Raw genomic sequence first — 17,944 nt, 5'->3', positions numbered from 1 at the left:
CGTGCCGATATCGAGCACGCAGTCCTCCCCTAGCATCGGCGGATGCGTGTCGGTGTGTACGTGGACGGTTACAACCTGTATTACGGCGGGCGTAAGCACTGTGGTCGGGGTACAGCCGGTTGGCGTTGGTTGGACGTCCGGGCGCTGGTCGAGGCCTTGTTGGCGGAGAAGGCGGTCGACTGGCCGTCAGCCTCGCTCGAACGGATCGTGTACCGCACCGCTCGCATCAGCGCCGCGCACAACGCGTCGGGATCCCAGGACCAGGACGTCTACCTCAAGGCTCTGCTCGCCGCAGGCAGCGTGGACCACATCGAGTACGGCAACTACATCAGCAAGGTCGTCAAGAGGCCGTTGGCCGTGGAGAAGGGCGGTGGCGGGAAGAGCAGGCACCACCCCGTCCTGGTTGCACCAACCTGGCCGATCATGGTCCAGGACGGGGGCGCACCGGTGACCGACGCGGTGTTCATGGCCTCGGTGGCGACGTTCGAGGAGAAGGGCTCGGACGTCAACGTCGCCGCACACCTCCTGGTCGACGTTCTCACGTCCGTGGTGGACGCGGTCATCGTGATCAGCAACGACAGCGATCTCCGGATGCCCGTCCACGAGGCGTGGAACCGCGTGCCCGTAGGTCTGGTCAACCCCGGCGGCGGCTACACCGCGGGTGCCCTGTCCATGAACGCGGGCACTGGGTTGGGCAGTGGGAACCACTGGTGGCGAACCCTGAACAGCGGCGATTACACCGGCCACCAGCTCCCGGACCCGGCCGGCCGCTACACCCGGCCACCGGGCTGGTGACGTCCGCTTTCGGCGGCAGCGGCGTTTGATAAGCCGACGGGGACCGGATAGCCTGGATCCATACCCGCCCGGTCCCTCGTGGGCCGGGTTTTTCCTTGCCCGGACGCACCGGCCTAAGCGGAGGCGGCGTCCGCGATGCTCCGCGCTTCGCGGGCGCCGGCGGTCAGGGCCTCGCACCAGAACAGCAGCCAGCGGGTGATGCCCTCCGGGTCGCCGGTCGAGTAGCCGTGCAGGGCGGAGGCGTAGTCGTTCTGCCGGCGCAGGCAGAAGACCTCCGGCACGCCCAGCGACTTCGGGTCCAGGCCCGTGGCGATCGAGGCCAGCCGGGACGCCGCACGCGCCACCACGCCGTTCGCCGTGTCGAACGGCGCCAGCGACATCAGCTCACCGTGCACCACGGCCACCAGCAGCGGACCGGGCGCGGACGTGCCGCCGGTGACGAGCTGCGACAGCAGCCCGAGGCGTTCCGAGACGCCCGCCGCCGCACGGGGACGTCCCAGCTCACCACCCAGGTCCGCCCCCGCCAGCACGTGCAACCGCGCCAACGCCTGCAACGGCGCCCGCTGCCACGTCGGCAGCACCACGCCCAGCGACTCGGCCACCCGCAGCGCCCCCGCCAGCACGGGGTCCGACACCGACCCGTCCGACGGGATGGCGGTCGGCCCGCCGTCCAACGCCGCCGACGCGCGGGCGGCGCGCACGGACGCCTCGGCCGCGGTGGTCGCCCACCCACGCAGGTTCACCCGGTGCCGGTGCACCTGGAACACGGCGTCACGAGCACCGGCGACGGCGTCGGCCACACCGGGCAGGTCCAGCAGCGGAGCAAGCGGATCGGTCACGCCGGAGCACACTACCCGCCGGTAAGTGGCCCTTCACAACAAGCCGGAAATGGATATTCCAAGTAGCCACTGGCCGACCTAGCGTCCACGCCATGAACTGGTACGACCGCCCCGTCCTCACCGGCCGCCACGTCCGCCTCGAACCGCTCAGCCCCGACCACGCCGAGGGCCTGCACGAGGCGGGCAAGGACCCCGACGTCTGGACGTGGCTCAGCACGCCCCAGCCGACGACGGTCGAAGACACCCGCGCCTACGTCGAGCGCAGCCTCGCCGACCACACCCGACTGGTCTGGGCGCAGATCGACCCGCGGACGAACGAGGTCGCCGGCACCACGTCGTACTACGAGATCGGCCCGAAGAACCGCGGCCTCTACATCGGCCACACGTGGATCGGCACGCGCTGGCAGCGCACCGCCCTCAACACGAACGCCAAGTTCCTGCTCCTGCGCCGCGCCTTCGAGGACCTGGGCGCGCTCCGCGTCGGCTGGCACACCGACCTGCGCAACGAGCGCTCGCAGAGGGCCATCGAACGCCTCGGCGCGACCCGCGAGGGCGTCCTCCGCGTGCACCGCATCAGGCCGGACGGCACCCTGCGCGACACGGTCGTGTACTCGATGACCTCGGACGAGTGGCCGGCCCTGAAGGCCAGGCTCACGACGTGACGTGGGTCACGAGACGTGCCGCTGGTCGCAACCCAGGTGTCGTTCGGCGGAATCGCGGTGGTCACCGGGCCTGCCACGGGTTACACAGTTACCCACGCGTTTCGAATCGGCCACAATTGGTCTGAACCTTTTGGGTGCGCAGTGAGCTGAATCGCACTACGGTCAGTGCGCACCCCACGGATTCAGGAGGTCCGCCCGCCATGACAGAGCCGCAAGTCGCCCTGGACAACCTGTCGACGGAGACCAGGACGTTCCCGCCGAGCGAGGACTTCGCCGCGCAGGCCAACGCCACCTCCGCGCTGTACGAGGAGGCGGACGCCGACCGCGAGGCGTTCTGGGCGAAGCAGGCCGAGCGGCTGTCCTGGGACACCAAGTGGGACCGCGTCCTCGACTGGTCGAACGCGCCGTTCGCGAAGTGGTTCGTCGGCGGCAAGCTCAACGTCGCCTACAACTGCGTCGACCGGCACGTCGAGTCCGGCCACGGCGACCAGGTCGCCATCCACTGGGAGGGCGAGCCCGGCGACAGCCGCGCCATCACCTACGCCGACCTGCAGCGCGAGGTCTCCAAGGCCGCCAACGCGCTGGTCGAGCTGGGCGTGGGCGCGGAGGACCGGGTCGCCATCTACATGCCGATGGTCCCCGAGGCGATCTTCGCCATGCTCGCCTGCGCACGGCTCGGCGCGATGCACAGCGTGGTGTTCGGCGGCTTCTCCGCCGAGGCGCTGCGCACCCGCATCGAGGACTCGCAGGCCAAGCTGGTGATCACCACCGACGGCCAGTACCGGCGCGGCAACCCGGCGGCGCTCAAGCCCGCCGTGGACGAGGCCGTGGCCAAGGCCGCGAGCGTCGAGCACGTCCTGGTGGTCAAGCGCACGAACTCCGACGTCGAGTGGACCGAGGGCCGCGACGTCTGGTGGCACGACGTCGTCGACCGCCAGTCCGACCAGCACACGCCGGAGGCGTTCGACTCCGAGCACCCGCTGTTCATCCTCTACACGTCGGGCACCACGGGCCGCCCCAAGGGCATCCTGCACACCTCCGGCGGCTACCTGACCCAGGCGTCGTACACGCACTACAACGTGTTCGACCTCAAGCCGGACACCGACGTCTACTGGTGCACCGCCGACATCGGCTGGGTCACCGGGCACAGCTACATCGTGTACGGCCCGCTGTCCAACCGCGTCACGCAGGTCGTCTACGAGGGCACGCCCAACACCCCGCACGAGGGCCGCCACTGGGAGATCGTGCAGAAGTACGGCGTGTCGATCTACTACACCGCGCCGACGCTGATCCGCACGTTCATGAAGTGGGGCGCCGACATCCCCGCCGAGTACGACCTGTCCAGCCTCCGCGTGCTGGGCAGCGTCGGCGAGCCGATCAACCCCGAGGCGTGGATCTGGTACCGGGAGACCATCGGCGCGGGGAAGACGCCCGTCGTGGACACCTGGTGGCAGACCGAGACCGGCGCGATCATGATCTCGCCGCTGCCCGGCGCGACGTCCGCCAAGCCCGGTTCGGCGCAGCGCCCGCTGCCCGGCATCGGCGCCAAGGTCGTCGACGACCAGGGCAACGAGGTGCCGCACGGTGGCGGCGGCTACCTGGTGCTCGACCAGCCGTGGCCGGGCATGCTGCGCGGCATCTGGGGCGACGAGGAGCGCTACCGCGACACGTACTGGTCGCGGTTCGCCGAGCAGGGCTTCTACTTCGCCGGCGACGGCGCGAAGTACGACGACGACGGCGACATCTGGCTGCTGGGCCGGGTGGACGACGTGATGAACGTGTCCGGGCACCGCATCTCCACCACCGAGGTCGAGTCCGCGCTGGTCTCGCACCCGACGGTGGCCGAGGCGGCGGTGGTCGGCGCGACCGACCCGACGACGGGCCAGGGCATCGTGGCGTTCGTGATCCTGCGCGGCGGCGTGGCCGAGGGCTCCGACGGCGCCGAGGCGATCAAGGCGCTGCGCGACCACGTGGCCAAGGAGATCGGCCCGATCGCGAAGCCGCGGCAGATCATGGTCGTGCCGGAGCTGCCGAAGACCCGCTCGGGCAAGATCATGCGCCGCCTGCTGCGCGACGTGGCGGAGAACCGGCAGGTCGGCGACGTGACCACGCTCGCGGACTCGTCGGTGATGGACCTGATCTCCAGCGGTCTGAAGTCGGGCGCCCAGGAGGACTGAGCAGGGCAGGACCGAGCACTGAGGTCCAGCACAGGAGGGGTCCGCCGGTTCGTCGGCGGGCCCCTCCGTGGGTTAGGGTCGGTCCCGGTGAGCCGGGAAGCCTGGTCGGCACGAGGATGAGTCGTTGCCGAACCACCGGAGTCGATCTTGAACCGCATTCGCCCCACCGCCGTCGAGTTCGCGCGCTACCTGCGCACGGAGACCGTCGGCGGCATGATCCTCCTCGCCGCCACCGCCGTGGCGCTGATCTGGGCGAACACGCCGATCTCCGGTTCCTACACGGCGTTGCGGGACTTCCACCTCGGACCCGAGTCGCTGCACCTGAGCCTGAGCGTCGGCGACTGGGCCAAGGACGGCCTGCTCGCGATCTTCTTCTTCGTCGCCGGGCTCGAGCTCAAGCGCGAGCTCGTGATCGGCGAGTTGAACGACTTCAAGTCGGCGATCCTGCCCTTGGTGGCCGCCATCGGCGGCATGGTCGTGCCCGCGTTGATCGCGCTGGGCGTCGGCTGGGGTGAGCCCGGTGTCGAACGGGCGTGGGCGATCCCGGTGGCCACGGACATCGCGTTCGCGCTCGGCGTGCTGGCGATCACCGCGTCCGGCCTGCCGAACGGCCTGCGGCTGTTCCTGCTCAGCCTGGCCGTGGTGGACGACCTCGGCGCGATCATCCTCATCGCGGTGCTGTTCACCGCGTCGTTCAACCTGGTCGCGGCGGCGACCGCGGTCGCGCTGCTGGCGCTGTACGCGTTCCTGCAGCACAAGCGGGTGACGACGCCGTGGCTGTACGTCCCGATCGCGGTGGGCACGTGGGTCGCCGTGCACGCGGCGGGCGTGCACGCCACCATCGCGGGCGTCGCGCTGGCCCTGCTGACCCGCGTGCGCAAGGACCGCTACGAGCACGAGGCGCCGGCGCTGCGGCTGGAGCACCGGTTGCAGCCGTGGTCGGCGGCCGTGGCGGTGCCGCTGTTCGCGCTGTTCGCGGCCGGCGTGCCGGTGAACGGCGAGGCGTTGGGCTCGTTGTTCGCCAGCCCGCTGGCGTGGGGCGTCATGCTCGGCCTGGTGGTGGGCAAGGTGGTCGGCATCGTGGGCGCGTCGGCGTTGGCGGTGCTGTTCAAGGCCGCCCGGTGGCCGAGCGGCGCGGGACCGCGGGACATCGTCGCGGTGGCCATGCTCGGCGGGGTCGGGTTCACCGTGAGCCTGTTGATCGCGGACCTGGCGCTGGAGGGCCCGGCGGCCGAGCAGGCCAAGGCGGCGGTGCTGCTGGCGTCGTTGACGGCGTCGTTGCTCGCGGCGGTCCTGTTGGTCCGGCGCAGCCGGGTGCACCAGCGCGCCGACGAGGACGAGTACGACGACGAGTAAACCGCAGTCGTTCAGCCGGTCGGGCGGCCTCGGTCCCGCGTGCATGGCACGATGAGCCGGTGACCAGCGCTCGGGAGAACACCAACGGCAGCGGCCTGCCACCTGTTCCGTCGATCCCGTTGACCGCGGAGAGCGCGGTGAAGATCGCGGAGGAAACGTCCATCGGCGGCCTGGTGCGCGACGCCACGGCCCACCTGTCCACGTTGGTCAGGGCGGAGGTCGAGCTCGCCAAGTCCGAGGTCGCGGGCGAGGTCAAGAAGGGCCTCAAGGGCAGCGTCTACTTCATCATCGCGCTGACGGTGCTGCTGTTCAGCTCGTTCTTCCTCTTCTTCTTCGGCGCCGAGCTGCTGGACGTGTGGCTGCCGCGCTGGTCGGCGTTCCTCATCGTGTTCGGGCTGATGCTCGTCACCGCGGTGCTGTTCGCGCTGCTGGGGTACCGGAAGGTGAAGAAGCTGCGGGCGCCGCAGCGGACCATCGACTCGGCCAAGGACACCGTCGCGGCACTCCGGCACCGCGGCGAGGGCCGCTGAGCCGCGCCGTGCGGCTGCCGCCGGACCCGTCGACCGCTCGGGTGCCCGGCCCGTGGACGCACCGCGACGTGTCCGCGAACGGCATCCGCCTGCACGTCGCCGAGCTGGGCGAGGGCCCGCTCGTGCTGCTGCTGCACGGTTTCCCGGAGTTCTGGTGGACGTGGCGGCACCAGCTCGTCTCGATCGCCGAGGCGGGCTACCGCGCCGTGGCCGTCGACCTGCGCGGCTACGGCGACTCCGACAAACCACCGCGCGGCTACGACGGGTTCACCCTCGCCGGTGACGTCGCGGGCCTGGTGAAGGCGCTCGGCGAACCGCGGGCGCACCTCGTCGGCCACGCGTGGGGCGGCATGCTGGCGTGGACGGTCGCCGCCATGCACTCCCGGCTGGTCTACTCGGTGACGGCCGTGTCCGCGCCGCACCCGCTGGCGCTGCGCCGCGCGATCCGCCGCCACCCGCGCCGCCAGGGCCGGGCGAGCGCGCACCTGTTCCGCTTCCAGCTCCCGGTCTACCCGGAGCGGTGGCTGACCAGGGACCGCGGTGCGGCCGTCGCCGGGATGCTCGGCGCGTGGGGCGGTCCGAAGTGGAGGGTGTCGCCCGAGTTCGACGAGGTGGCCCGCCGCAACCGCGAGGCGGTCCTGGTGCCCGGCGTCGCGCACAGCTCCATGGAGTACCACCGCTGGGCCGTGCGGTCCCAGCTGCGCAGCGACGGCCGCCGCTTCGCCGAGGCGGTGGACCGCAGGCTGGACGTGCCCGTCCTCCAGCTGCACGGCGCGCTCGACCCGGTGGTGCTGGAGCAGACCGCGGCCGACTCGGGGCTGTGGACGGGCGGCCGCTCCGCGTACGCCGTGCTGCCGGACGTGGGCCACTTCCCGCACCAGGAGGCGCCGGACACCACCAGCCGGCACATCACCGACTTCCTCGCGAAGGTCTAGTCACGACGCGCAGGTCTGCGTGGACACCCGGCGCACCATCGTCGGCGCCTTCGCCACTTCCTCCGCGACCTCGTCCGCCGTCAGCACGAACCCGGTCTCCTGGTCGTCCACGGCCGCGCCGAACACCACGCCCATCACCCGGCCCTGCGGGTCGACCAACGGCCCGCCGGAGTTGCCGCTGCGCACCGTCGCCCGCACCGTGTACACGTCCCGCGTCACGGTCTGCGCGTCGTAGATGTCCGGCCCGCGCAGCATCCTGATCCGCTCGCGCACCCGCGCCTCGGACGCCGTGTACGGCCCGTCCAGCGGGTAGCCGAGCACGATCCCGTCCTCGCCCGGCGCGATCTCGTCGGTGCGGAACGGCAGCGGCGTCGCCTCCAAGTCCGGCACGGCCAGGATCGCGATGTCGGTCTGCGCGTCGTAGTGCACGACGGTGGCGTCGAACTCGCCGATGCCGACCTCGACGGTCACGTCCGTCGTGCCCGCGACCACGTGCGCGTTCGTCATGACCCGCTCCGGCGAGATGACGAAACCCGTCCCCTCCAAAGCCCGCGAGCACGACGGCGCGCGCCCGCGCACCTTCAGCACGCTGGGCTCCAGCTTCCGCACGATCGGGTTCGCGCCCAGCGCCGGGTCCGGCGGACCCACCTCCCGCAACGGCGTCCGGTCGAACGGGTCCATCGCGGCCGGGAAACCGGACACGTCGAACAGGTTCTGCAGGTCGTCGGCCAACGTGCGCGCGGCCTGCGGCATGGTGTCGTCGACCGTGGACAGGATCACCGACTGGTTGAGCGACTTCACCAACGACGGCAGGCCCGCGACCATGGTCAGCGGCAGCGCGATCATCCAGGCCACCACGAACACCACCGCGCCCTGCACGATCGCGCCCAGCGCGTTGTCCACGCCGCGCAACGGGGTGGAGTTGACCTTCGACTTGATGCTGCGGCCGATGTAGACGCCCAGCGTCTCGCCCAACGCCACCAGCAGCACCACGATGCCGACCGCGAACACGACCTTGGTCACCACGCTGTCGACCCGGGAGACGACCAGCGGCGCGAGCTGCGTGCCCAGCACCAGGCCGATCAGCACCCCGACGAACGCGGGCAGCGCCACGACCATGCCCTGCCGCGCGCCGGAGACCGCGGCGAAGGCGGCCAGCGCCAGCACGAGCAGGTCGACCCAGTTCACGAGACCTCCACCGCGCGCAGGGCCAGGTCGAGATCGCGCACGTCCGCGCGGTCCCACGGCCGTTCCCACCCGCCCAGCGCGAGCAGGCCGTCGAGCAGGCCGGCGGTGAAGCCCCACACCAGCATGCCGGGCGCGGCGAACGCCGGACCGATGTAGCCGGACGGGTGGCTCACCCGGAACCGGTTCGCCGGGTCCGCCAGGTGCGCGATCGGCACCCGCGCCACGGCCGCGGTCTCGGCCGGGTCGACGGGCGCGACCGGCGACGGCTCGTCCCAGTGCGCCAGCACCGGCGTGACGACGAACCCGGACACCGGCACGTACAACTGCGGCAACGTCGCCACCGGCCGCACGCCCTCGCGCAGCACGCCGGTCTCCTCGAACGCCTCGCGCAGCGCCGTGTCCACCGGGCCGTCGTCGGTCGGGTCGGCCGCGCCGCCGGGGAACGCGACCTGCCCGGGGTGCGAGCCGAGCGTGTCGGCACGCCGCAGCAGCAGCACGTCGGGACCGCCCGGACCCTCGCCGAACAGCATGAGCACGGCGGCGGGGCGTCCGGTGCCGTCGGGCGGCGGCTTGATCCGGGTGAACGCGCGGGCGTCGATCTCGGCGGTCGCCTTGACCAGCCCGCCCATCCACTCGGGCACGTCGTCCGGGTCGACCAGGGCCGTCATCCGACCACCTCGCGCACCTGCTCGACCGACGTGAAGGTGACGGGATCGGTGACCTGGGTCAGCGAGCCGTCCGCGCCGACGACGTAGTTCATCGGCAACGTCCGCGGCACGCGGGCGGCCTTGCGCACCGCGTCGGGCGGGTCGACCACCGACGGCAGGTGCACGCCGAGTTTCGCCAACAGCTCCAGACCGTCAGCCTCCTTGCTCTCCACCAGGACCGCGACCACCGCCGCCGCGCCGGGCTCCCGCGCGTAGGCGTCGAGGACCTTGAGCTCCTCCTGACAGGGAACGCACCAGGTGGCCCAGAAGTTCACCACAGTCCGGCCCGTCACGGTGGACGCCACGTCGACCGGCCGTCCGTCGCCCAGGCACGTGACCGTCACACCTCGCAGGACCCCGGGCCCTTGAGCGTCCGCCGGGCCTTGCGGGCACGGCCGGAGCACGGCCTGGGCGCGCGCCGCGTCCAGGTCCGTCGTCCGCTCGGTCCGGGTCGGGATCGCGGCCTGGTCGACCGGGTCCGGTGAGCGGGGCCACAGCGCGACCACGCCCGCCACCGCCAGCACCAGGACGACGGCGGCCCACCGCGCTGCCGAGCTCACGCCAGCTTCTCCCCCGCACGCACGCGTTCGGCGAGTTCGATCAGGTGCGGCGCTTCCTCGCCCTTGACCAGCTTCTGCGCCTTGACCGGGTCGACCTGGCCGATGCCGTAGGACGGGCACTGCGGCGCGAGCAGGCACGCACCGCACGCGGGGGTTCGGGCGTGGCAGACGCGGCGGCCGTGGAAGATCGTGCGGTGCGAGAGCAAGGTCCACTCCTTGCGCTCGACCAGCGCGCCGATCGCGTGCTCGACCTTGACCGGGTCCTCCTCCCGGGTCCAGCCCCAGCGGCGGACGAGCCGGCCGAAGTGCGTGTCGACCGTGATCCCGGGCACACCGAACGCGTCGCCCAGCACCACGTTCGCGGTCTTGCGGCCGACGCCGGGCAACGTCACCAGGTCCTGGAGCCGGCCGGGCACCTCGCCGCCGAACCGCTCCACGAGCGCCGAACCGAGGCCGATCAGCGACGTCGCCTTGTTGCGGTAGAACCCGGTCGGCTTGATCAGCTCCTCGAGCTCGGCGCGGTCGGCGGAGGCGTAGTCGGCCGCCGTCCGGTACCGCTTGAACAGCGCGGGCGTGACCAGGTTCACGCGCACGTCCGTCGTCTGCGCCGAGAGCACCACGGCCACCAGCAGTTCCAGCGGTTCGGTGAAGTCCAACTCGCAGTGCGCGTCGGGGTAACCCTCACCGAGGACCCGCACCATGCGACGCGCCCGGCGGACCAGCCCCAGCCGCGTCTCCGGCTGCTTCACCGCGCTCTTCGCCATGCGGACGAGATTACTGGCCGGCGCCGTGCGCACGGCGGCTCGGTCGTCGGCGGAGCCCCGCCGGGTCTCCCGGGGTTCCCGCGTGGTCTCCGGGAAGACCCACCCTCGCGGGGGATACGGGCCGGCGGGCGGCGTCCGGTTTGACGCGCGACGATCGTGGGCAGGCAACCATCGGCCGACCGCACACGTCCTTTGAACGTCTGAAGGACCTCGAACCGACACGCCGGAATGACCCCCCTTGACCGCGCGCCGAACCGGATGCGCAAGGATCGGAGCCATCATGACTGCCTGGTTCGTCATCGCCGTTCCGATCGTGATCATGTTCTTCGCGCTCTTCATGGAGCGCGTCGAAGCTCGTCTGCGGCACGTCGCCGTGCAGGAGGACGAGGTCGAGGAGTTCCTGGAGTCGGCGCGCCCCGACGAGGTCAGGGCGCTCTACGGGCACGGCATCGGCCGCGCGCTGGAGCTGTTCCGGCTGCGCAGGCTGGGCGGTCGTGCCAGGAACCTGCGTCAGCGGCGCACCCGCCGCTAAGCGGGAAGGACCGGCGAGGCCCACGGGGTCAACCCCCCGCGGGCCTTATCGGGCTGTCCGGGCTGCGATGGGCGGCGCGCCGAAAGGCGATCCCGACCACAGCCCTTAGACTGCACTCAGTGATCGGCGGCAGGCGCTGATCCGCCAGAAGGCGGAACGCGCTCAACCATGCCGCCGCGTCTCGACAGGAGGGACGAGGTGGACGAGACCCTGGCCCGCGCGGGCATTTTCCAGGGGGTTGAACAGGCCGCAGCGGAGGCGCTGGCGCAGACGCTGGAGTCTGTTGAATTCCCGCGTGGCCACGTGATCTTCGCGGAAGGCGAGCCGGGAGACCGGCTCTACATCATCCAGTCCGGCAAGGTGAAGATCGGCCGCAAGTCGCCGGACGGCCGGGAGAACCTCTTGGGGATCTTCGGACCGTCCGACATGTTCGGCGAGCTGTCGATCTTCGACCCGGGTCCGCGCACGTCCACCGCGACCACGGTGACCGAAGTGCGCGCGGTCAGCATGGACCGCCCAGCGCTGCGGCAGTGGATCACCAACCGGCCGGAGATCGCCGAGCAGTTGCTGAGGGCCCTGGCCCGCAGGCTGCGCCGGACGAACTCCATGCTGGCCGACCTGATCTTCACCGACGTGCCCGGCCGGGTCGCCAAGGCGTTGCTGCAGCTCGCGCAGCGCTTCGGCAGCCAGGAGGCCGGACTGCTGCGGGTCACCCACGACCTGACGCAGGAGGAGATCGCCCAGTTCGTGGGCGCCTCGCGCGAGACGGTGAACAAGGCCCTGGCCGACTTCGCCCACCGCGGTTGGCTGCGGCTGGAAGGCAAGAGCGTGCTGATCCTGGACCCGGAGCGCCTGGCCCGCCGCGCCCGCTGAACAGCACCGGAGAGAACAACAAGACCGGGCGCCGCCCCCGACGCGGCGCACCGGTCTTGTTGCCGCACGGCCCATCCCCCGACAGACCGCGCCTTCCACACCTCCGGCACCCGCAGGCCCCGACCCTCGTGGCGCCGGAAGGAGGCTTGGTTACCCGCTGCTACCGCAGTCGAAACGGCACGACGGCAGCTTGGCGGTGATTTGGTGGTGGCTGCTTCCACGATCGCATGCCACCTCCCCCGCAACTCAAGCCCGTTCACCCTCAAGGACCCTCTGTTCAGCGGTTTCTCCGGGTGGTTTCACCCGGTCATCCCATTGTTGTAACCGAACTGCAACCCACTCCCAGCCGATGGACGGTTCAAGACCATCCGGCGCACCCGCGATGACCAGGTGATGGATCACACCGCGCAATGACTGGTACGGGCGTACCAGTGCGGGGCATACTGGTACACATGTCCCACTCTGCCCGCCTCTCCGACTACCGAGCTGCCCTCACCACCCCGGGAATGCGCGGCCCCGTGGTCGCGTCCCTGCTCGCCCGCCTGCCGATCGCGATGGTCGGTCTGTCGCTGCTGCTCTACGTGCAGCGCGAGACCGGCTCGTTCGCCGCGGCCGGTCTGGTGTCGGCGTCGTCGTTGGTGGGTGTCGCGGTCGGGTCGATCGTGCAGGGCAGGTTGATGGACCGGCACGGGCCGACCCGCCCGCTGCTCGGCGCCGTGTCGCTGTTCGCGGTGTTCGTGGCGTTGGCGATCGGCGCGGTCGAGGCCGGCGCCACGTTGGCCGTGCTGGTGCCGGTGGCGTTCCTGGTGGGGATCACCGAGCCGATGGTCGGCTCCGCGTCCCGCGCCCTGTGGTCGCACGTGCTGCCGGCCGGGCCCACGCGGCTGGCCGGGTACGCCTACGAGGCGATCAGCATGGAGGTCTTCTTCATCCTGGGTCCCGGTCTCGCCGGGCTGCTGGTCACGGCGCCGTGGGCGGGGACCGGCGTGGTGATCGGCGCGGCGTCGATGGCGGTCGGCGCGCTGTGGTTCGCGTTGAACCCGACGGTGCGCGGTGTCCGTCCGGCGCCGATGAGCCGGAACCTGCTCGGCGCGCTGGCCTCACCCGGCATGCGCACGGTCGCGTTGGCGGCGTTGGGCTTCGGCGTGACGATCGGGTTCATCGAGGTGGCCGTGCCCGCGGCCGCGGCGCAGGCCGGTCACGTCGGCATGGGCGGGCTGCTGCTCAGCCTGTGGTCGGTGAGCTCGGTGCTGTTCGGCATCCTGTACTCGATGAAGCCGTTCCCGCGGGCGATGCACCTGCGGCTGCCGGTGCTGCTCGGCGGGTTCGCGCTGCTGTCGCTGCTGCTCGCCGTGCCGACGACGTTGATCGGCCTGGGTGCGGCGCTGTTCGTGGTCGGCACCCTGATCACGCCGCAGGCCACCACCCACTCGGCGGCGATCGAGCAGGTCGCGCCCGCCGGGACGGCCACCGAGGCGTTCGGCTGGGTGGTGACGGCGGTGACGGTCGGGTTGGCGATCGGCCAGTCGGCGAGCGGTCAGCTGGTCGAGGTCTACGGCACCGGCGTGGCGTTCGTCGCGGCGGCGGGCGCCGGTCTGGTGATCGCGGCTTTGGTGTGGATCTTCCGCGGCACGGTGGCCGCCGGCGTGCCGCTGCGCCAGGACGAACTGGCCCTGGTCTCGCGCTGACCGCCCGCGTCCCCCGCCGACGCACCGGCCACAGCCTCCCGCCGATCGCCCGGGTCCCCCGCCGACGCACCCCCAACCGTCCGCCGGCCTCCCCAGGCCTTCGTCTCCCCGTCTCCCCATCACCGGGGCCGGAATTGTCGGTGGTCGGGTCTAGCTTCACCGCATGGACCTGACCGCCACCACCGCCGACCTGGCCTCCGCCGCCGCCGATGTCGCCCGCCTCCTGCCGACCAGGGTCTACGACCCGGTGCTGGCCGGTTTGGTGCTGCGCGCGTCCGGCGGCGGCGTCGAGCTGGCGGGCAGCGACCGCGAACACGCCGTCCGCCTGACCCGTGCCGCGACCGTGCACACCGACGGCGCCGTGGTCGTCCCGGCCCGTCCGCTCGCCGAGACCCTCCGCAGCCTGGAAGACCCGCAGGTCAGACTCGTCGTCGAGGGATCGCGCCTGGCCGTGCGCACCTCGACGGCCCGCTTCGCCCTGCCACAGCTGGACCTCGCGTCCCACCCGGGCATCCCCCCGCTGCCGCCCGCCGTGGGCGTCATCCCGGCCCTCACCCTGACCGCCGCCCTGACCCCGGTGTCGTCGGCCGCGTCGAAGGACGACGCCCTGCCGATGTTCACCGGGGTGCGGATGCACAGCGCGCCGGGAGGGCGGCTGGAGCTGATCGCGACGGACCGCTATCGCATGGCGTTCGCTTCGCTACCGTGGGCGCCGACGGGTGAGCTGGACGTGCTGGCGCCGGCGGTGGTGCTGGCCGAGGCGTCCCGGCAGCCGGACCGCGAGGCGGAGGTGGCGGTGCACGCCGACGCGGACCGCATCGCCTTGTCGTGGGCGGGCGGGAGCGTGAGCACGGCGCTGCTGGCGGCCCCGTTCCCCGACGATCGAGTGCGGAAGCTGTTGGAGGCGGTCATCGACAGCACGGTGTTGGTGGAGGCCGATGTGCTGGCCGGTGCGGTGCGCCGCGCCGTCCCGTACGCCGGGCCGCACGGTTCGGTCACCATCCAGGTGGACGACGGGGAGCTGCGGGTGCGCGGCAGCGACCCGCAGAGCGGCGAGTCCGAGGAGTCGATCAAAGCCACCATCGACGGCAACCGCGTGACCAAGACCTTCCAGGCCAAGTACCTGGCAGACGCCCTGCGCGCCTTCAGCGGCCGCCGGGTCGAACTCCGAATCCAGGACGGCCTCCGCTCCACCGTCCTGACGAGCCAAGCGGGACCGGACGGAGTAGAACTGACCTACCTGGTCGTCCCCCTCCGAACCGTCTCCTAACCCGCCACTGGACACCATCGAGTGAACATCGCCCAAAAATGTACGAAAACACCGTTACCGCACCTCGGTTGAAAACCAGCGGAACGCCTCGACCACCCCCGACTCACCACCACCCCAACCCACCCACCACCCGGCAGCCCCACAGCCGAACCACCCCCGCCCCACTGACCACCCAGCAGCCCCACAGCCCACAGCCCGCAGCCCCACAGCCCGCAGCCCCGTAGCCCGCAGCCCCGTAGCCCGCAGCCCCGTAGCCCGCAGCCCCGCAGCCCGCAGCCCGCAGCCCGCAGCCCGCAGCCCGCAGCCCGCAGCCCGCAGCCCGCAGCCGAGCCGCCTACCGCACGGCAGCGCCCCAGGCCCACATGGCGTCCAGCACCTCACGCAACGCGTGCCCACGAGACGTCAGCGAGTACTGCACCCGGCTGGGCCACCCCGGCTCCCGCACCCGCACCACGACGCCGCACTCGACGAGCTGCCCGAGCCGATCGCTGAGCACCTTGTCCGACAACGCCGGCAGGGCAGCGGCCAAGTCACCGAACGTCCGCTCACCCGCGAACAACTCCCGCACCACCAACGTCGTCCACCGACCGCGCAACGCCCGCAACGTCACCTCCACCGGGCAGTCGGGCACCGGGTGATCGACCTCGCCGTGCGGCTCGCCCTCCCAGGCGCTGGCCCTGGTCCGGGCCGCGGCCTCGGCGATGGCGGCGCGGTCGGCAATGGCGTCAGCGGCCGCGGGTGCGATTGCGGGCGCGGTTGCGGTGGCCTCTGCAGCCGAAGCGGCAGCGATGGCACGGTCGGCGGCAGGGGCGATCGCTGCGAGGTTGGCGGCGATGGCACGGTCGGCGGCGGGGTCGGCGGGGTCGGCGGCGGCGGGGTCGGCGGCGGCGGGGTCGGCGGCGGCGGGTTTCGCGTTGGCGTCAACGGCCGCGATCGGGTGAGCGGCGGCGACCGCCGGGTCGGCGAGGCCGGGAGTGGCGGCGGCCGCTGGGGCGGCGAGGCCGGGAGCGGCGGCGGCAGACGTGGCGGGCGCGCGGTCGGCGGCGGCAGGGTCGGCGAGGCCGGGAGCGGCGGCGGCAGGGGCGGCGGGCGCACGGTCGGCGGCGGCACGGTGGGTGGTGGTTGTGGTGGCGTTGGAGCGAGGCCCGGTGCTCACCGTTTGGTTGGTCACGCGACGTCCTCCTAGCGTCACCCGCATGATCGCTCGTACCCCAGAAGAGTTGCCCCCGCTGTTCGCCCAAGCCTTCAACGCCGGCGACCCCAGCGGGCTTTACGAGCCCGGGGCGCAGCCGGCCGAGCTCGACGGACACCTCGCACTCACCGAAAAGATGACCGTCGTCACCCGAAAGGTAATCACGAGGAACGACCTGGCCCTGCTCATCGTCGACTGGCGCATCGGCGACATCACCGGCACGGCGACCGACGTCGCCCGCCGAGGCCCCGACGGCGCCTGGCGCTACGCGATCGACAACCCGTCAGGCATCGCGTAGGTACTCCAACTGCGCCCGCACCGACCACTCCGCCGCCGGCCACAGCGAACGATCCACCTCCGCGTACACCACCTCCACCACCTCGCGCGCCGTCGGAGCACCGCCCAACGCCGCCACCGCCGCCCGAACCTGGGCCAACCGCTGCTCCCGGTGCACCAAGTACCCACCGGCGGCAGCCACCACGTCCGGCAACTCCGGCCCGTGTCCCGGCAACCCGATCGTGCCCACCGGAAGCGTGGTCAGCAGCCGCAACGACTCCAGGTAGTCACCAAGTCGCCCATCCGGATGGGCGACCACGGTCGTCCCCCGACCCAGCACCGTGTCCCCGGTCAACACGGCATCGTCCAGCAGGAAGCACACCGAGTCAGCCGTGTGCCCCGGCGTGGGCAACACCCGGATCGACAACCCGGCCGCCGAGATCACGTCACCCTCCGCCAACCCCTCCCCACCCAACCGGAACGCCGGGTCCACCGACCTCACCGGCGCATCCACCAGTCGCCCGAACGAACGTGCCCCATCCGAATGATCGGGATGACCGTGCGTCAGCAGCACCACCTCCACCGGCGCTTCCAACGCGATCCGCCCCAAATGCACGTCATCCGCCGGCCCGGGATCGACCACCACGCACGACGCCGACCCGGGCGCGCGCAACACCCAGGTGTTCGTCCCCTCCAACGTCATCACACCGGGGTTCTCCGCCAGCAACACCGCCGCCGTGGGCGTGACCTGCCGCAACACCCCATAAGCCAACCCGCTCACGGCACGACCACCCGGAACACCGACCCCTCCCGCACCAACTTCGGAATCACCTTCGACACCGTCCGGGGCGCGTCCAGCACCGCCGCCACCGACCCCAACTCGTCCAACTCCATCAACGTCACCCAAGTGGGCGGCATCAACGCCCGCCGCCCGCCCTTCCAGTCCGCCAGGGCCTCCGCGGGCCGCTGCCAAGCCGCGTCCGAGGCCTCCGTCGTCACCCCGTCGGCGCTCTGCCCCTCCGGCAGCACGGCCACGAAGAAGTACGTGTCGTACCGCCGAGGCTCCTCCACCGGCGTCAACCAGTTCGCCCACGGCCGCAGCAGATCCGCCCGCAGCACCAACCCCTCCGCGGCCAGGAACTGCGCCAACGACAACTCCCGCCCCACCAACGCCGCACGCGCCGCGGCGTAAGCAGCCGTGTCGGCCACCACCGACGACGACGAAGGCCCGGCCAACAACACCCCGGACTCCTCGAACGTCTCCCGCACCGCCGCGCACACCAAAGCCGTGGCCAGCTCGACGGAACACCCGAACCGCGACGCCCACCACGACGGCGGCGGCCCGCTCCACGCCACCGACGTGTCCGCGTCACGCCGGTCGACCCCACCACCGGGGAACACCGTCATCCCGCCCGCGAACGCCATCCCGGCCACCCGCCGCAGCAGGAACGCCTCCAGCCCCGCCGCGCCGTCACGCACCAGCACCACGGTCGCCGCGTCACGGGGCTCCACCGGGGGCCCGCTGAAGTCCGGGGGCACCGCGGAGGCCGGCAACACGAGTTCATCGGGGAGTTCGCGCACGACCCGAGCCTACGAGGAT

At 71.8% G+C, this 17,944-nt stretch carries 19 protein-coding genes; 11 read left to right on the top strand and 8 right to left on the bottom strand.

The window, feature by feature from the left end; all coding sequences use genetic code 11:
* Positions 1 to 42: 42 nt before the first annotated feature.
* Positions 43 to 795, top strand: a complete 753-nt coding sequence (locus ACZ7GX_RS22620) for a PIN domain-containing protein (RefSeq protein WP_498779249.1) — start codon at positions 43 to 45, stop codon at positions 793 to 795.
* A 113-nt stretch (positions 796 to 908) separates the two neighbouring features.
* Here the strand turns inward: ACZ7GX_RS22620 and ACZ7GX_RS22615 are convergent, their stop codons facing one another.
* Positions 909 to 1,634, bottom strand: a complete 726-nt coding sequence (locus tag ACZ7GX_RS22615; RefSeq protein WP_498779247.1) for a Fic family protein — start codon at positions 1,632 to 1,634, stop codon at positions 909 to 911.
* Positions 1,635 to 1,726: 92 nt separating this feature from the next.
* Here ACZ7GX_RS22615 and ACZ7GX_RS22610 point away from each other — a divergent pair, with 92 nt between their 5' ends.
* The 5 genes from ACZ7GX_RS22610 to ACZ7GX_RS22590 all read left to right on the top strand — a co-directional run bounded on the left by ACZ7GX_RS22610 (position 1,727) and on the right by ACZ7GX_RS22590 (position 7,294).
* Positions 1,727 to 2,296 carry a GNAT family N-acetyltransferase gene (locus ACZ7GX_RS22610; protein WP_498779245.1) on the top strand — a complete coding sequence of 190 codons (570 nt, stop codon included), beginning with the start codon at positions 1,727 to 1,729 and terminating at the stop codon, positions 2,294 to 2,296.
* A 200-nt stretch (positions 2,297 to 2,496) separates the two neighbouring features.
* Complete coding sequence (acs, locus tag ACZ7GX_RS22605; protein ID WP_498779243.1) at positions 2,497 to 4,473, top strand: acetate--CoA ligase; 1,977 nt, start codon at positions 2,497 to 2,499, stop codon at positions 4,471 to 4,473.
* Between the two features lie 147 nt (positions 4,474 to 4,620).
* Complete coding sequence (gene nhaA, locus ACZ7GX_RS22600) at positions 4,621 to 5,829, top strand: Na+/H+ antiporter NhaA (protein ID WP_498779241.1); 1,209 nt, start codon at positions 4,621 to 4,623, stop codon at positions 5,827 to 5,829.
* 59 nt (positions 5,830 to 5,888) lie between these two features.
* Complete coding sequence (locus ACZ7GX_RS22595; RefSeq protein WP_498779239.1) at positions 5,889 to 6,359, top strand: phage holin family protein; 471 nt, start codon at positions 5,889 to 5,891, stop codon at positions 6,357 to 6,359.
* A gap of 8 nt (positions 6,360 to 6,367) precedes the next feature.
* Positions 6,368 to 7,294 carry an alpha/beta fold hydrolase gene (locus tag ACZ7GX_RS22590; protein ID WP_498779237.1) on the top strand — a complete coding sequence of 309 codons (927 nt, stop codon included), beginning with the start codon at positions 6,368 to 6,370 and terminating at the stop codon, positions 7,292 to 7,294.
* On the opposite strand, the gene ACZ7GX_RS22585 is transcribed toward ACZ7GX_RS22590, so the two are convergent.
* From ACZ7GX_RS22585 to nth, 4 genes are read right to left on the bottom strand one after another with little or no spacing between them, the layout of a single operon-like run.
* Complete coding sequence (locus tag ACZ7GX_RS22585; protein WP_498779235.1) at positions 7,295 to 8,482, bottom strand: MarP family serine protease; 1,188 nt, start codon at positions 8,480 to 8,482, stop codon at positions 7,295 to 7,297. It lies immediately after the preceding gene.
* The gene (locus ACZ7GX_RS22580; RefSeq protein WP_498779234.1) at positions 8,479 to 9,150 is read right to left on the bottom strand and encodes an NUDIX hydrolase; all 672 of its coding nucleotides are present in this window, start codon (positions 9,148 to 9,150) and stop codon (positions 8,479 to 8,481) included. The genes ACZ7GX_RS22585 and ACZ7GX_RS22580 overlap by 4 nt, the downstream gene beginning before the upstream one ends.
* Entirely contained in the window at positions 9,147 to 9,749 is a 603-nt protein-coding gene (locus ACZ7GX_RS22575; protein ID WP_498779233.1) for a TlpA disulfide reductase family protein, read from the bottom strand. The genes ACZ7GX_RS22580 and ACZ7GX_RS22575 overlap by 4 nt, the downstream gene beginning before the upstream one ends.
* The gene (gene nth / locus ACZ7GX_RS22570) at positions 9,746 to 10,513 is read right to left on the bottom strand and encodes an endonuclease III (protein WP_498779232.1); all 768 of its coding nucleotides are present in this window, start codon (positions 10,511 to 10,513) and stop codon (positions 9,746 to 9,748) included. The genes ACZ7GX_RS22575 and nth overlap by 4 nt, the downstream gene beginning before the upstream one ends.
* Positions 10,514 to 10,793: 280 nt before the next feature.
* On the opposite strand from nth, the gene ACZ7GX_RS22565 reads away from it, so the two are divergent.
* The 4 genes from ACZ7GX_RS22565 (at position 10,794) to dnaN (ending at position 14,876) form a co-directional block, all read left to right on the top strand.
* Positions 10,794 to 11,045, top strand: coding sequence for a hypothetical protein (locus tag ACZ7GX_RS22565; protein WP_015097743.1), 252 nt, complete (start codon positions 10,794 to 10,796; stop codon positions 11,043 to 11,045).
* 198 nt (positions 11,046 to 11,243) lie between these two features.
* Positions 11,244 to 11,918 (top strand): Crp/Fnr family transcriptional regulator, encoded by a 675-nt coding sequence (locus ACZ7GX_RS22560; RefSeq protein ID WP_033441932.1) that lies wholly within the window; start codon positions 11,244 to 11,246, stop codon positions 11,916 to 11,918.
* Positions 11,919 to 12,370: 452 nt separating this feature from the next.
* Positions 12,371 to 13,606 (top strand): MFS transporter, encoded by a 1,236-nt coding sequence (locus tag ACZ7GX_RS22555; RefSeq protein WP_498779231.1) that lies wholly within the window; start codon positions 12,371 to 12,373, stop codon positions 13,604 to 13,606.
* A gap of 163 nt (positions 13,607 to 13,769) precedes the next feature.
* Positions 13,770 to 14,876, top strand: coding sequence for a DNA polymerase III subunit beta (gene dnaN, locus ACZ7GX_RS22550; RefSeq protein WP_498779229.1), 1,107 nt, complete (start codon positions 13,770 to 13,772; stop codon positions 14,874 to 14,876).
* Between the two features lie 334 nt (positions 14,877 to 15,210).
* On the opposite strand, the gene ACZ7GX_RS22545 is transcribed toward dnaN, so the two are convergent.
* Positions 15,211 to 16,047: a winged helix-turn-helix transcriptional regulator gene (locus tag ACZ7GX_RS22545; RefSeq protein ID WP_498779227.1), complete on the bottom strand. Its 837-nt coding sequence runs from the start codon at positions 16,045 to 16,047 to the stop codon at positions 15,211 to 15,213.
* A 25-nt stretch (positions 16,048 to 16,072) separates the two neighbouring features.
* Between ACZ7GX_RS22545 and ACZ7GX_RS22540 the strand changes: the two genes are divergently transcribed.
* The gene (locus tag ACZ7GX_RS22540; protein WP_498779225.1) at positions 16,073 to 16,366 is read left to right on the top strand and encodes a YybH family protein; all 294 of its coding nucleotides are present in this window, start codon (positions 16,073 to 16,075) and stop codon (positions 16,364 to 16,366) included.
* On the opposite strand, the gene ACZ7GX_RS22535 is transcribed toward ACZ7GX_RS22540, so the two are convergent.
* A complete protein-coding gene (locus ACZ7GX_RS22535) occupies positions 16,352 to 17,125 on the bottom strand; it encodes an MBL fold metallo-hydrolase (protein ID WP_498779224.1) in 774 nt (257 codons plus the stop codon). The genes ACZ7GX_RS22540 and ACZ7GX_RS22535 overlap by 15 nt on opposite strands.
* Positions 17,122 to 17,925 (bottom strand): NUDIX hydrolase, encoded by an 804-nt coding sequence (locus ACZ7GX_RS22530; RefSeq protein WP_498779223.1) that lies wholly within the window; start codon positions 17,923 to 17,925, stop codon positions 17,122 to 17,124. The genes ACZ7GX_RS22535 and ACZ7GX_RS22530 overlap by 4 nt, the downstream gene beginning before the upstream one ends.
* Positions 17,926 to 17,944 lie beyond the last annotated feature (19 nt).

This window comes from Actinosynnema sp. NPDC037264 (assembly GCF_055603705.1).
The sequence above is the reverse complement of the archived record's forward strand: the minus strand, read 5'-3'. Positions and strand labels throughout refer to the sequence as shown.

Bases quoted from the DNA above. Each gene is read 5' to 3' on its own strand.
- acs (WP_498779243.1), top strand. From the start codon at position 2,497: ATGACAGAGCCGCAAGTCGCCCTGGACAACCTGTCGACGGAGACCAGG.
- ACZ7GX_RS22555 (WP_498779231.1), top strand. From the start codon at position 12,371: ATGTCCCACTCTGCCCGCCTCTCCGACTACCGAGCTGCCCTCACCACC.
- ACZ7GX_RS22565 (WP_015097743.1), top strand. From the start codon at position 10,794: ATGACTGCCTGGTTCGTCATCGCCGTTCCGATCGTGATCATGTTCTTC.
- dnaN (WP_498779229.1), top strand. From the start codon at position 13,770: ATGGACCTGACCGCCACCACCGCCGACCTGGCCTCCGCCGCCGCCGAT.
- ACZ7GX_RS22620 (WP_498779249.1), top strand. From the start codon at position 43: ATGCGTGTCGGTGTGTACGTGGACGGTTACAACCTGTATTACGGCGGG.
- ACZ7GX_RS22540 (WP_498779225.1), top strand. From the start codon at position 16,073: ATGATCGCTCGTACCCCAGAAGAGTTGCCCCCGCTGTTCGCCCAAGCC.
- ACZ7GX_RS22580 (WP_498779234.1), bottom strand. From the start codon at position 9,150: ATGACGGCCCTGGTCGACCCGGACGACGTGCCCGAGTGGATGGGCGGG.
- ACZ7GX_RS22610 (WP_498779245.1), top strand. From the start codon at position 1,727: ATGAACTGGTACGACCGCCCCGTCCTCACCGGCCGCCACGTCCGCCTC.
- nth (WP_498779232.1), bottom strand. From the start codon at position 10,513: ATGGCGAAGAGCGCGGTGAAGCAGCCGGAGACGCGGCTGGGGCTGGTC.